We start from the raw sequence: 13,628 nt of genomic DNA on the forward strand, positions 1-13,628 counted from the left end.
TGACAATCGTCCGAAAATGCCTTCCTTTTGATTGGACAAAGCTGCGGCGGCACAGTCGCCCGAACGCACGGAGATGTCGAGATGCTGCAGAATCCATTTTTAACTCCACCTCAAATTGAAGGGCCAAAGTCCCGTAGTTGGGGGCGTGGTCTCGTCTTCGGGTTTCAAGGTCCGCCGGCATCGGTAACCACACCGGCGAACGAGGAAGATGCTGATGCCTTCCAGCAAGGCGTACTCGCCGGGCAGCAAGCAGCTACTAACGGCCTGGACGTTCTTACGGATACATGCGTAGACCTGCACAAAGAGTCACCGGCCACGGCGGATCTGGTACCCGCGGGCTTTGAAGCCGTGCTGATAGGAAAGGACATCGTTGAGGCCGCTTTCGCCAGCACGATTGTCGGAGCAGTTCTCCTTCTCGTCGATCTGTCGGCAAATGCGACGACCCACTTCGATGATCCAGACAAGGCGTTGCAAGCCGATGCCATAGCCCTGCAGCAGCTACTGAACGATATGGGCATCAACGACTCGATGGCGCTATTTATCGGCGGTGGCGTGGACAACACCGTCGCGCAATGTGAGCTGAAGCTGACCCCGATATTCCGCTCGCAAGACGCCGCCCGATCGGCGGCACTGGCATTTGCCAGACCCTCGTATGTGGTCGTCAGTTGGCGCACCGATCAGTCGGGTGGAATGACCCTGGTCGATTCGGGCTGATTCAAGCACAGGTTCTCAAACTAGCGAGTGGCGAAAAGGCGTAAAAGAGAGACCATGTCAGTGCACCTTTTTGTTCGCCGCATGGGGAGCGACGTCGCATCGTCAATCACTGCGACCGCGTCAACCTCGATCAGGTAATCGGGGTTGGACAGTGTCGCCACTCCCACCAGGGTATCGGGCGGCTTGTAATTGCCGAACAGCGCCACCCTCGCTTTTTCGATCAGCGGCACATACTCACGCCGATGATTGACAACATAGATCGTGATCTTGGCCACTTGATCCGACCGGGCACCACCGGCAGTGATGCCCCTTACCCGCACCCACCCTACGGGATGCAGGCACACAAGCCTTCGTGAAACAAAGGGCTGGACCATCCTGCGGATTCCAGCTTCGCTGGACACCGCTTTCGGCCGAGGCCGAACAAGTCGCCGCTGTTGAACCGTGTTGAGTCAAGCACACATTGCCGTCCGCCGATATTGCCGGCAAGCTTGGGTCATTGGCCGAAGAGGCCATCCACGCTCAACGAATCTCGGTGCGGCCGTCATGCTCCGAACGCTCACTCGACCGCGCCCGGAGGGAAATAACGAATGACGAATGACGATCGCACCAGGACAATTCCAAGGAGAACACCCGAATCGGCGGCCATGTCTGCAAACGTAAAACGGGCGATGGCGATCACCGCCACTATCAACCGTCTGACGTTTGACGATGCGGATGAAGTCCGGGCCTTGTTCAGCGACCTCATCGGCAAGAAGGTCGACGACAGCTTCTTATTGATACCGCCATTCTATACAGCAGGCGGAGTCGACATCCGCGTTGGTCGCAATGTCTTCGTAAATCAGAATTGCACTTTCTATGATCTTGGCGGGCTCGACATTGCCGACGATGTAATGATCGGGCCGAATGTGAGCATCATCACGACCAGCCATCCCGTCGAACCTTCCCAGCGACACAGCTTCGTCATTGCAAAGCCCATCGTGATTGAAAGGAACGTCTGGATCGCAGCCAACGCGACCATCATCGGTGGCGTCACCGTAGGCGAGAACTCGGTCGTCGCGGCGGGCTCGGTGGTCACCAAGGACGTTCCCCCGAATACGCTTGTCGGGGGAAATCCGGCGCGGGTCATTCGCTCGATTGCCGATTGACGGAACCTCCGAAAGGGACAAAACCAGTGAAAAGCTGTTCGCCATCAGCGCCAGACTAGATGGACGCGATGTGACTCCCGGCGAACAAACCGGACTCGCATTACTGCGAAACGAAACGCACTTCTATGCCGCAGGCAGCACGCTACCCTCCGCGCCTAAGCTTGCGTATCTGTCTTGCTTGCGCGGGCATACCCAAATCATTGGCGGTGTAGTGCACCAGCTTGCGGGTCGCCAGGTCCACCGTGACGAAATCATCCGGCGTCTTGGTTTGCGCTCCGTCTGAAGCGGGGTGGTATTCAATGCGCAATTGATTGGCATCGACGATCAGGCGCAGATAGCCGTAGTTTGTATCGTCGTAGTTTTCCAAGACCACTTGGTCGGTGCTGGCCGATGCTTTCTGGATCACTTGAGGCGCGCGCAGCACGGCGGCACCCGCCGCACTCAGTTTCTGCAAGCCGTGACCACCGTTACCGCAGACCAGATAGGGAATCTGCGTACCATCGGACTGGCGCGTGCGCGTGAAACGCTGGAAATTGTGCGCATGGCCGGACAGAAAGGCGTGCGGCCAAACACCTACCTGGTCGCACAACTGATCCAACTGCTTGAGCAGACTGATGCTCCAGCCATGTCGAGACACGGTGTAAGGCGGATGATGATCGGCAAAGAGCAATGCGCCTTTAAACTTTTCGGCCTTGACCCGCTGTAGCGCCGCCTTGACGAAGGCGAGTTGCGCATTGCCAATCGTAGGGTCGGCAATCACGCCTGGGTCCTCCAGCGTGTTGCTGTAGAGCACCAGGATGCGTACAAACGGCGCTTCAAGTGTGAAGAACACGCCAGGCTGGATTTGCGCAGTGCGCGACAAGCCACCAGCCTCAAGCGTAACCATAAAGCTCTCAGCACAGAAGTTGCGCAAGTAAGCGTCGAGTGTGCGGGCATGCGCCAATGGCGACACCATACCGTCATGGTTGCCGGCAGCCGCGAGAATCGGCGCAGGATAATCGCGATACGGATCGTAGAACTGATCGTAGTAGTAGACGGCTTCACCGAAGCTGTAGACGATATCGCCCAGCAGCAGATTGAATTGCGGCACTTCACGCGGATCGCTCTCCTGGAAGTCGCTGGTCATCTTGTCGGCTACTTGGTTTTGCGTGGCGGGCCCGCGTGTGCTGCCGCAATCGCCGGTGGCATGAAACACGAGCTGGCCGCCCTGAGTGATGCGCTTGATCGCAGCGGTATTACCGCCCATCACCTGCTCCAACGTCAGTTGCGGCTCCACTCCGCCGCGCGGCAGCGGATAAGGCAAGGGCTGCAGTTTATGTTTTTTATTGAGCTGGTCGATCACCGTATACGCCGGGCCGTCCGACGGATGATTGACGACGAATGTCGTCGGATCGGGCGTCGGTCCCGGCTGCGAAAATACCGGCTGTTGCAGGGTGCGCACTGAAGGCGCGTTGGCAGCAGCCGTGCCGCCAACGGCGGCGGCCGGGCTGCTGCGCTTAGTGCGCTTGCTCGTTTGCTTGGTCCGCTTCATAACGTCTCCTGGGCAGGGAAACCACCATGGCATTGGACGATACGATAGGCCCGATCCACGGGTCGAAGAGCGGCATGCCAAATCCATGTGCCGCACTGCGCAGAATCAATGAGTTCGATGACAGCCTCAAGTCGATTCAGCGCAGGACTTTCAATGTCGACGCAAACTTACGACAAGCGCCTGATGGGGCACAAGAGCGCCCTGACTGCAGCACAAGTGGATCAAACCGACGTAGGTTGGGCTGAGCAAAGCGAACCACGACCTACCGCGCGTGATCGCACACCCGAGCATTTAAGCGCGCGTGATTGACACAGATAAAACGTGTTATTCGTCCTTTTGCGCCTGCGCTATTCGACATAATCCGCAGAACCTGTTCCATGAAGGTATCGCTTAGTAAGTTATGTTCCATCAGCACGCGATGAAAAATCGGGCCGTGGATCACACCCACCTACACCTCGAGATCCAGATCGGCCTGAAGTTCGCCTCAGCCAAGCGCACGCTGCAGCGCGTCCTATGCCGCGCGAATCTTCTCGACGGGGGTGTTTGCGGCCACGAACGTGGTCGCGGCGACCTGCTCTTATGTGATGCATTTGGCTATTTTTCTGCCTTCTTGATCGGCTTACATCGCAAGTGCGCGCAGCTAGAGATACACCACGCAACCCGCCCGATTTTCAGCACCTATCGCCGCCGCATAGATTTGATGGCCCCTTCAAGTTGTATGAAACACGTATTTGGCAAATCCGTCGAACGATACGGATATTTATTCCTATATCTCCATTCATTACGTTTGCATTGTTAACGCCTGCATTTCAAAGCTGTTTCTAGGGGCTGCTGCGGATTACGCGTTTGTCGAGATACGGTCGACGTCGATGGTCCGCACGCAGAGTTCGGCATTTGAGATGTAGAGCATGTACGCACGATCGTGTCCAACGATTTGGGGTGGGTCGCGCCGTGAATGACATCCGTTCACGCCTCGATAAATTTGCAGGAACGTCCTGAAAACGACCGAGCTCGCGAGAAGTCCGCGGCCTTGGTGCGTGCTGCATCAAAAATGCAGGGATTTACGGTTGCCATGTTCGTGTGTTCTCTCATAAATCGGAGCCGGCTCTGAATATCGGCTCCATCACCGGAGATTTCAGTATGCACGGTACACAAACCCCCATACCCATTGCAGGGTTTAAGACATCGTTGCTTGCCATTTTTCTCGCTACATTCACGCTCAACGTCTTTGCATCGGGCGCTAACGACCACTCGGCGGCGATGCCCCCACCGCCTGCGGGCGCACATTCGTTGAAGCCGATTGTGCATGTTAAGTCCGCAGCTCCCGACTTCCGCCCAGCACCACCCGATGGCGTGCGGATCCCTGAGCGCTATCTGGATTATGACTACAGCCCGGAAACCTCCTCCGCGCGTTTCATTCATGACGAGCCTTCGAAGGTAAGGCACTTCGCACAGATGGCTAGCAAGAGCGTTGCTGCTGCCACGGCTACTTGCGACGCGAACGCGTTCGCCAACGCATCGACGAACACGGTCGGAGAGTTGATTCGGACCGCTGATTGGTCCTGTATCAACACGCTCTTCAGCCTGACAGGAACCACGGCCGGCGCGGTGTTCTCCGAGGGCAAGATGATCGCGGTTGCGAATTACGCGAAAGCTTACGCTGTGAGTTATCCGGGCGATGACAGCACCGGCGTCGAGCAGTTTGCGACCTTTCTACGTGCCGGTTATTACGTGCAGTTCAATAACCCGACTGCTGTTCCAGCCTATTCGTCAAACGTCGCGACGGCGGTAGACGCATACCTGGACGCCTTCGTCGCAAACTCGCATTTTTACGACGTGAATGACAACCATGGCGCGGTTCTCGGTGAGGTACTTACACTCACGGCAAGCTCGTCCCAGCAGGCTCGCTACGCGGGTACTTACAAGAGTCTCCTCGACCGATATAACAGCAGTTACAACGCCTTCTACAACATGAAGGGATCGATCGACCAGGTCTTCAGTGCTTACTACCTCGGCGCCTGGAATCCGGCCTGGGTGAGTCTGGTGAACTCCGATACCTCAGTCATCAGCACGCTCAACAATTTCGTCACGCGTGCCAAGTTCAATGCGAATGCCCCGGACGAATGGCTCACGCGCGATGCCGCTGCTGAGTTGGCACATTTTCTCGATGGCAATACGTACGCATCGAACGTTGTCAATGTGGCCAAGCCGCTGGTGCGCACGGTTATTCAAACATACAACTTCAGCAACAACGGCATTTCGATCTTCATCGCTGCGGTGGCCGGTCAAGACTATTACGACGGTACGAATTGCAGCTATTACGGCACCTGCGCCACCAAGTCACAGGTCATGGCCAGTGTGCAGGGACAGTCGTATCAGTGCCCGAGCGATGCGATCAAGATCGTCGCGCAGAACATGACCACGCAGCAGTTCAGCGACACCTGCGCCACACTCCACAACGAAGTCGGATACATCCACGGCCTGTTCAAAGACCCCGGTCAAATCGCCAGCGATAACACCGTAGGCCTGGAAGTCGACGTATTCAACAGCTCCGCCGACTACGCGACATACGGCTCTTATCTCTACGGCATCAACACGAATAATGGTGGCCTGAGTATCAAAGGCGACCCTTCGCAGGTTGGCAACATCGCCCATTTTTACTGTTATCACGCCGAGTGGATTACCGCCGACTGGGAGATCTGGAATCTCTGGCACGAGTTCACGCACTATATGGATGGCAAGTACAACCAGAAGGGCTCTTTCGGCGATGAGCCGACGTCGAATGCCGACCTGCCTTATTCAGAGGTGTGGTGGATCGAAGGCATCGCCGAGTATGTAAGCTATTCCTATCGCAACCTGGTCGATTCGGGGGCGGTCCCCGTCGCCGGGAATCACACGTATTCTCTTCCACGGCTGTTCAACAATACTTACGACATGGCTTCTTATCAGGAAGCGGCGTATCCAGGCGGCTATCTTGCCGTCAACTTCATGATTAACAACCACCGCTCCGACATCGACACGATGTTGGGCATCTTCCGCGCGGGCAACTTCAGCACCAGTTATCACACCTTTCTTGACGGTATCCGCAATAGCTACACGTCGGAGTTCGAGTCGTTCGAAACTTGCTTCAACAGCAATAGCGGTACCGGCGGCTGCGGCACTGGTGGTGGTTCTACCGGCGCTGCCACGCTGAGTCCGGCAAGCTTCAACTTCGGCAACGTCGCGGTGAATGGCTACAGCAACTGGCAGGCATTCACGCTGACCAACACGGGCACCACGGCGGTATCTATCAGCAGTGCCACGGCAACCGGTCCGTTCACTGTGTCCAATGCTTGCGGATCATCGCTGGCAGTCGGATCCCAATGCACCGTTTGGGTTCTGTTTTCACCCAAAGCCAATGGCGCGTCCAGCGGCACGCTGACCGTGACCGACAGTGCTAGCGGCGGCGCGCAGACTTCCGCCTTGAGCGGCACGGGAGGCACGGGCGGAGGTGACATCAGCTTCTCGGGAACGATTGCGTCACAGGGTGGATACATCTACACCCCGAACTTCACGAGTGGCACGGGAACGGTTACTGCAACGCTCAATGTCCCCGCAGGCACCAGTTGGAGATGGGTTGCGGACAACGCCACCACTAACCAAGCCATTTCGGAACAGGACGGCACGGGTCCGTTGACGATCGCCTTCCCCGCCGTCGCAGGGAACAGCTACAACTTCTTCGTACAAGCCACCACGGGGTCGGGAGCCTGGTCGATGACGGGGTCGCATCCGTAATTACCAAAGGGCAATCGGTCCATACTCTAGACCGTCATCGGGCCGGCTCCGAAAGGGCCGGCCCGATGGCACCGGCGTAAGACGCAGAACATGCGGATCATCTCGCAGACAGTATCCGGTGATCGACTCGTGGTTTGATCGAGCCGATTTCCATCGAGCTGATTTCCAAGCGCGTGTTCGATCTATCTAGTTCATCGACGCGCAGCTCCAGCATCTCCGCCCCTCCCTGCCCCACCCTGGCTTATCTGCGGCGGATCGCAACCTTGCGTTCTATAGCTCACCGCAATCGCGCCACAGTTGTCACTCACACCGTTCGACGCTCTGGTCGCAGTCTCTCCCACGACCACCAACGATCGCGCCGGCGACTACCGGCGCCGACAAGACGGCCATGTGAGGAGAAACGATATGAAAAAGATTACGGTGTGGGGCGTTGACTGGGCGCCGCCATTTGCCCAAGGACTGGTGCGGGATCTGCGTGTGCGCTGGGCGCTCGAAGAAGCGGGGCTTGCCTATGAAAGTCGGTGGGTCGGCGTCGAGGAACGACACTCCGATACCTATCGGCGCAAGCATCCTTTTGGATTGGTGCCTGTGCTCGAATCCGATGAAGGGACCATGATCGAATCGGGCGCAATCGTCTATGCCATTGCCGAACATAGCGAGGCGCTAATGCCTGCCGACCAGCGCGCCAAAACGCTCGGCTGGATGTTCGCTGCGCTCAATACGGTCGAGCCGCCGGTCTGGAATCTTTTCGTGATCGACCTGCTGCACCCTGACGAAGCATGGGCAAAGCTGCGACGCCCTGGCGCTGTTGATGAAGTGAAAGCTCGATTGGCCGCGCTGTCCGCATGGCTAGACGGTCGCGATTATCTACAGGATTGCTTCACGGCAGCCGACATTTTGATGACCACCGCGCTGAGGTTCATCCGGCATACGGATCTCGTGGCCGAATTCCCACGGATTGACGCCTACGTTAAGCGTTGTGAGGCGCGTCCAGCGTTCCAGACTGCTTTACGCAACCAAATGGCCGACTACGCACGTAACGTACCCGTCGCAGCCTGAGTTCGGGCCTACGATGCAGATTGAAGTGCTACGCGATAGCAAGAATCCGGTACAAGGTTATCCAGCGAGTACCTCAAAACAGCAGGTACCCGCTGGACAACCGTTGTCCGATACAGCCTTGGCTATCAGAAATCGTATGTCACACCGAATCGGACATAGCGTGGAGTCTGCGATGAATATGGACGGCCGTAACTGGGGATCACGGCATCCGACGAGCCATGCAGCGCATAGGTCTGCGTGATCCGTTGCTTGTTGAGTACGTTGTAGACCATCACATTGAAGCCGAGCTTTTTATCCGCCCACTCAGGACGATACTCGGCACTCAGACTTAGCAAGTAAGTCCACGGCTGACGCGCGAAGCCTGGAACGGACGGCTTGCCGTCGCACCAGTGGTAGTAGCCGGGGGTATAACCAAGACCTGGGTTGGTCTGGGCTGGACCGTAAAGACCCAGGCACTCCTTAGGTGCGCCCGACAGAATGGCCACATTACCCGAGAGCATCCACTCAGGAGCAATTTGATAAGAGCCATAAGCCTTGATCTGATGACGACGGTCGTTTGACAGGTAACCATTGGCATAATCCATCAACTGCCAGTAATCCCAATCGGACGTAGCCGACACATCAGTCTGGCCGACATCCGACTTCACCTGACCTTCGCTGTTGCCATAGCTACGCGAGAACAAGTAGTCGATTTTTCCGTACCACTTGCCATCGAACGGATGCTCCAAGTACATCTCGAGGCCGTAGTAATGGCGTTTCATGGTGGTGTTGAAACCAAGATCCTTGTGCCAGTCCAACGGAACAAGATAGTACCCGCCACCTAGTTTGGGCACGCGAAGCGTCGGATTGCGACCTGGGTTTATCAGATAGGCACCGAGCACCGTGTTCGAATTGTAGCTATTTGGATCGATGCCCATCGCGTTCATCTTGTCGATGATGCGCCCGGTATCGCTGAAGTCGTCGATCCCATCGCGCAAGTCGCGATAGGTGGCCTTTGCGCCGTACACCCATGAGTCGCCCAGCTTCTTGTCGAAGCCGAGGATGTACTCGTCCTGGTGTTCGGACTTGATGTTTTGCGCGGTCACTGTCTTCGGGTCGGGCGGGATGCCGTATGCCAGATTCGCCGAGATCGGGCCACCCGTGCTGGTCTTGATCGGGGTCAAGCCGGTCGGAATACCGTGAGCATCGATCCCGGTATAAGTGAAGTACTCATTGGTATAGGTCGCTGCACCCGCGTTGCGCAGGGCCACGCTGGCCGGTAGCGCGAGGTAGTAGCGACCGGCATTGCCATAAATCTTGAAGCTTGAATCGCCGTTGACGTCCCACGCAAAGCCCACGCGCGGCGCCCACTGAGGCTTGGTCAAGCGCAGGTACGGCTCGCTGTTGCCGTTGTAGTTGGTGAACTGGTCGTTGCGCAGGCCGATCTTGACCAGCCAGCGTTCGTTGACCTGCCAGGCATCTTCAAGGTACTGGGCGCGCTGGGTCACAATAACCGACGAGTTGGTGGTGAAGATGTACTTGGAGGCGTAGTAGCCCGTCGAACCACCTGGATAGGCGCCCGGCGCGGCTACCCATGGCTGGGACTGCCAGTTCGGCCCGTTCGCGACTGGACCGCCGGTGATGAAGTTATTGGGATTGCCGTTGCTGTACTGCCACGCATAGCCTGGGCCAGCGGTAATCTGGCCATCGTTCAAGTCACGCACGTTCTGGTTGTCGATACCCGCGGTCAGCGTGTGCGAACCCCATTTATAGGCCAGGTCGATCCGCAGGTTGGTGTTCTTGGATGTATGCGCCGGGTTGACGAACTGCTGCAACGTCTGGCTGTTGTTAATGATGCCGCCGCCCGTCAGCGCTGGGTTTTGCTTGTCCGGCGAAATCAAGAATGGATACGTCGGATCGTACCCAGGGGTTTGATTGAAATACGTGCCCTTCATTTTTCCGTAGAGGGCCGTAAGAGTCAGGTCGTCGGTGATATAGCTGGTGAACTTGGCCGAATACAGGTCGGCACCGTTCTTGACCGACGTACCGTTGCTGTTGAACCCGCCTTCCTGACCCGTGGCGTAGTTGTATTTATTCAGCACGCCTTGATAAGACGACTTGCTTGACGCGCCTGTCAGTTCGAGGATATTGCTGTCGGTAATGTTCCAATCGACCTTGCCATACCACTTCGGATTATCGTAGCGGTAATGGGTCACAAAGGGCGACGTGACTGCGCCGGTGCTCTGGCCCTGCTGGCGTTCTGCCTCATAAGCGGCGAAGAAGAACAACTTGTCCTTTATCAACGGACCGCCGACATAGCCGTCGAGCGTTGTCGTCCAGGCCTTGATGTCCTTGCGGGTACGAAAAATCTGACCCGCTTTATTACCGCTGACGTAGTAATAATTTCTCGGGTCGCTTTGCAGATCGGTCGGAGTCCAAAGAATCTGACCGCCGAAATGCCATTCGTTGGTGCCGCGTTTGCCGACCTGGCTAATCACACCGCCATCGGAACGGCCATACGCCGCGCCGTAGCCGCCGCTCAGAATTTCCTGTTGCTCGATGGCGCCATAAGGCAGCGTAAGCCCACCGAAGCCACTGATCGGATCCGTCGCGTTGAAGCCATTGATGTAGTAAGCGTTCTCCGTAACCGACGAACCACCGAACGACACGACCGAACTGTTGCCAGTGGTCGTACCAGAGAAAAGCGTAGTGCCCGCGACGACACCCGGCGCCAGCAGCGCGATAGCTTCGGCGCTGCGTGCCAGCGGTAAACGTGCCAATTGCTGAGCGGTAATGACGGTACGGGAATCGACACCCGACACGTCGATGGCGGGTAGCGCGTTTGCCGTCACTGTCACGGCCGAAAGCGACGAAGCGTTTGCCGCAGAGGCAAACGAAATATCGGTACCCGAGCCGGCATTGATACCGACGTCCTTTCGCGTATCCACTACAGCACCGTTCTTTTGCAGAGATACGGTGTAAGTGCCTACCGGAAGATTATCGGCACGGTAGCGCCCCTTCGAGTCCGTTGGCATTTGGCGGGTAAGACCCGTAGCGCTGGTAATGATGACCGTCTCGCCAGCTTCAGCCTGGCCGAAAATAGTGCCACTGGTGGCTTGCGCGAATGCTGTGCCGGCGATACTGACCAAGCCCACCATCAGTGCAGCCGCCAGCGCCGAATGACGCAGATAGCTGCCATTCAACGAACGAATAGACATTTAGATCTCCCCGGAAAAGCCCACTGGGCTTCGATGTGCTGACATCCATCGTGTTAATGATCGTAACGAGGTGATGTAGGCTCACCCTGATCGTTACCGTTGCAAAAGTTGTTGCTTTAAGGCGCCGGTCAACGAGACTCGCGCATAGCATTGCCACATCCATCCAAGCTCACGTCGGTGTATCTCCCGTTCGATGATTTAGCCAAGAGCAGTAAGAACGCCTGCCCAGCGCGTCGATGCGCACAGTCCCTATCCAATCATCGCTGCGCTCTATCCGCACCCCTGCGCGGTTGAATGGAACCGCTTTGCATCATTGGGGCTATAGGTGATCGAGAGATAGGCAAAAATATTCGCGGGCTGCGATGAATTTGCCAAAACCAATGGCGAGCCCGTCCACTCCTTGAGGGGAGCTGATTAGCCTTAAGGGGAGCGCGCGAGTTGTGTTGCCGAGTTATGGGGACAGAAAAAACGCCGCTTACTTTCGTGACGTAACTCGCAAATTTTCAGCTCGCGATGGCCGTCCATAGGATGCTGTCAAAGGCACGTGAATTTGTGCCGAAATTCGCACTCAAAGCGCCCTGATCCTGCAAGACGGCCAGGTTTGCGTGGCACTAGCTTTGTGCGGCTGACGTTGTTTTGTGCCCTTTATCTGGGACGTTGGAGTGACTGACGCGGGCCGGAGAGCCCAGGGGATTGCGTCCGTGACTTGGTGGGGCGTCGAAAGCGGAAGCTGGGGAAAGCATAAGAATCAAGGTGATCGCAAGCCACGCGGGCCGAGAATCGCGTGCGCTACTTTGCATCTCTGTCGCTAGGGCAATGTCATTCTCTTTGCCGGGAGAGAACAGCCAGCAGTCGACGACAGCGGCATGCAAAGGCGCCCCTGAGATATCGGCGTTTCCCGTAACAGTCGTCGCCGCAGATCGAGCATGAATCCCACCCAGTCTTTGATGAGAGCATGTCATGGCCCCGCAAGAACAAATCCGCTGGTGCAACGCATTTCTATCGGGAATGGCCCTGAGCAAGGTTCTTCAGACCATGTTCGATCCCCTGCGGGACGTAGTGTTCAGTATTAAAGATCGCCAGGGGCGCTACGTGTTGATAAGCGAGGCGTGCGTGAAGCGGTGCGGTTTGAATTGCAAGGAGGAGGCGATCGGCAAGACCGCATTCGCACTGTTTCCAAAACCGATGGCCGAGCGCTACTGCCATCAGGATGAACGCTTGTTCCAGACGGGCAAGCCGCTGATCGACAGCCTGGATCTGACCGTTCACAACGACGGCAGTACGGGTTGGTGTCTGTCGACGAAGCAACCGTTATGGGACCTCACAGGGGCCATCGTCGGCTTGACCTGCGTTTCGCGCGATCTCATCGAACCAAGCCGCGCACGTATGATCGACAACGTGTTCGCAGATACGATCGACCATATACGCGAGCACTTCATGGAAAAACTGCTGGTGCCGGATCTCGCACAACGGGCGAGCCTCTCCGAGGCGCAATTCGAGCGGCGTATGAAACGTATCTTTCAGCTCTCAGCGGGACAATATCTAATGAAAGTACGCATCGATGCCGCCACGCGCCTGCTGCAACACAGCGAAGAATCGATCTCGGGGATCGCTTATCAGGTGGGGTTTTTCGATCAGAGTCTTATGTCTCGCGCATTCCGGCGCGTGACTGGCATGACGCCAGGCCAGTATCGGCGGATCTTTAGAGATTTCCTTACTTTGCAAAAAATATGACACGGCGCCCGCACTCGCAGTTTTGGCGAAGCTGACGACATAAGCCGCAAAGTTGCGGCTAGTGAAAGTCGCGCGACCGGCTATCGAGCGGTCCGAGTAACGCACTCAGATCGATCAATCGATGCGCAATCAAATGACTAACCCCATCGACTCGCTCCCAGCGCCCATCCACCCCCAGCAGGCGCGCCTCCAGATAAGTGCGACGCTGACGCTCGGCGACCTGGCTCCAGACCACCACATTGATCGGTCCGTACTCGTCTTCCAACGTAATAAAGGTGACACCGCTCGCCGTTTGCCCACGATCGGCGAGTTCAAGAGCGGACGTGGTGAATTTGATGACGGCAGCAAGACCTCGGAGATCAACTGGATCGCAACCGACACCCGAGTTAAGACGCCGCTGGAGTGAGCGTAGGTTGGGGTGAGCACAAGCGAACCCCAACGTTGCGTCACGCTGGGTATCACGGCGGGCCCCAA

The 13,628-nt window shown here is 56.9% G+C and carries 9 protein-coding genes and 1 pseudogene; 6 read left to right on the top strand and 4 right to left on the bottom strand.

Annotated elements, in window-relative coordinates:
* Positions 1-81: 81 nt before the first annotated feature.
* Complete coding sequence (locus DVJ77_RS20335) at positions 82-714, top strand: hypothetical protein (RefSeq protein ID WP_114847364.1); 633 nt, start codon at positions 82-84, stop codon at positions 712-714.
* A 20-nt stretch (positions 715-734) separates the two neighbouring features.
* Here the strand turns inward: DVJ77_RS20335 and DVJ77_RS20340 are convergent, their stop codons facing one another.
* Entirely contained in the window at positions 735-1,088 is a 354-nt protein-coding gene (locus DVJ77_RS20340; protein ID WP_114847365.1) for a RidA family protein, read from the bottom strand.
* Positions 1,089-1,301: 213 nt separating this feature from the next.
* Between DVJ77_RS20340 and DVJ77_RS20345 the strand changes: the two genes are divergently transcribed.
* On the top strand, positions 1,302-1,859 hold the full coding sequence (locus tag DVJ77_RS20345; protein ID WP_114847366.1) for a sugar O-acetyltransferase: 558 nt from the start codon (positions 1,302-1,304) through the stop codon (positions 1,857-1,859).
* Between the two features lie 142 nt (positions 1,860-2,001).
* Here DVJ77_RS20345 and DVJ77_RS20350 read toward each other — a convergent pair whose 3' ends face one another.
* Entirely contained in the window at positions 2,002-3,390 is a 1,389-nt protein-coding gene (locus tag DVJ77_RS20350) for a metallophosphoesterase family protein (protein ID WP_114847367.1), read from the bottom strand.
* Positions 3,391-3,543: 153 nt separating this feature from the next.
* Between DVJ77_RS20350 and DVJ77_RS21265 the strand changes: the two genes are divergently transcribed.
* From DVJ77_RS21265 to DVJ77_RS20365, 3 genes are all read left to right on the top strand, one after another.
* Complete coding sequence (locus DVJ77_RS21265) at positions 3,544-3,699, top strand: hypothetical protein (RefSeq protein ID WP_162791619.1); 156 nt, start codon at positions 3,544-3,546, stop codon at positions 3,697-3,699.
* Positions 3,700-4,530: 831 nt separating this feature from the next.
* The gene (locus DVJ77_RS20360) at positions 4,531-7,164 is read left to right on the top strand and encodes a collagenase (protein WP_114847369.1); all 2,634 of its coding nucleotides are present in this window, start codon (positions 4,531-4,533) and stop codon (positions 7,162-7,164) included.
* A gap of 405 nt (positions 7,165-7,569) precedes the next feature.
* On the top strand, positions 7,570-8,223 hold the full coding sequence (locus DVJ77_RS20365; protein WP_114847370.1) for a glutathione S-transferase family protein: 654 nt from the start codon (positions 7,570-7,572) through the stop codon (positions 8,221-8,223).
* A 125-nt stretch (positions 8,224-8,348) separates the two neighbouring features.
* Here DVJ77_RS20365 and DVJ77_RS20370 read toward each other — a convergent pair whose 3' ends face one another.
* A complete protein-coding gene (locus tag DVJ77_RS20370; RefSeq protein WP_114847371.1) occupies positions 8,349-11,420 on the bottom strand; it encodes a TonB-dependent receptor in 3,072 nt (1,023 codons plus the stop codon).
* 960 nt (positions 11,421-12,380) lie between these two features.
* Between DVJ77_RS20370 and DVJ77_RS20375 the strand changes: the two genes are divergently transcribed.
* Complete coding sequence (locus DVJ77_RS20375) at positions 12,381-13,154, top strand: AraC family transcriptional regulator (protein ID WP_225428120.1); 774 nt, start codon at positions 12,381-12,383, stop codon at positions 13,152-13,154.
* Positions 13,155-13,212: 58 nt separating this feature from the next.
* Here the strand turns inward: DVJ77_RS20375 and DVJ77_RS21570 are convergent.
* Positions 13,213-13,455: pseudogene (locus DVJ77_RS21570) on the bottom strand (OB-fold nucleic acid binding domain-containing protein); the annotation flags it as partial.
* Positions 13,456-13,628 lie beyond the last annotated feature (173 nt).

Origin of the sequence: Dyella tabacisoli (assembly GCF_003350925.1) — a bacterium.
In the GTDB taxonomy this organism is placed as follows: domain Bacteria; phylum Pseudomonadota; class Gammaproteobacteria; order Xanthomonadales; family Rhodanobacteraceae; genus Dyella_C; species Dyella_C tabacisoli.

Coding starts and splice junctions, on each gene's coding strand:
- DVJ77_RS20335 (WP_114847364.1), top strand. CDS start 82: ATGCTGCAGAATCCATTTTTAACTCCACCTCAAATTGAAGGGCCAAAG.
- DVJ77_RS20340 (WP_114847365.1), bottom strand. CDS start 1,088: ATGGTCCAGCCCTTTGTTTCACGAAGGCTTGTGTGCCTGCATCCCGTA.
- DVJ77_RS20345 (WP_114847366.1), top strand. CDS start 1,302: ATGACGAATGACGATCGCACCAGGACAATTCCAAGGAGAACACCCGAA.
- DVJ77_RS20350 (WP_114847367.1), bottom strand. CDS start 3,390: ATGAAGCGGACCAAGCAAACGAGCAAGCGCACTAAGCGCAGCAGCCCG.
- DVJ77_RS21265 (WP_162791619.1), top strand. CDS start 3,544: ATGTCGACGCAAACTTACGACAAGCGCCTGATGGGGCACAAGAGCGCC.
- DVJ77_RS20360 (WP_114847369.1), top strand. CDS start 4,531: ATGCACGGTACACAAACCCCCATACCCATTGCAGGGTTTAAGACATCG.
- DVJ77_RS20365 (WP_114847370.1), top strand. CDS start 7,570: ATGAAAAAGATTACGGTGTGGGGCGTTGACTGGGCGCCGCCATTTGCC.
- DVJ77_RS20370 (WP_114847371.1), bottom strand. CDS start 11,420: ATGTCTATTCGTTCGTTGAATGGCAGCTATCTGCGTCATTCGGCGCTG.
- DVJ77_RS20375 (WP_225428120.1), top strand. CDS start 12,381: ATGGCCCCGCAAGAACAAATCCGCTGGTGCAACGCATTTCTATCGGGA.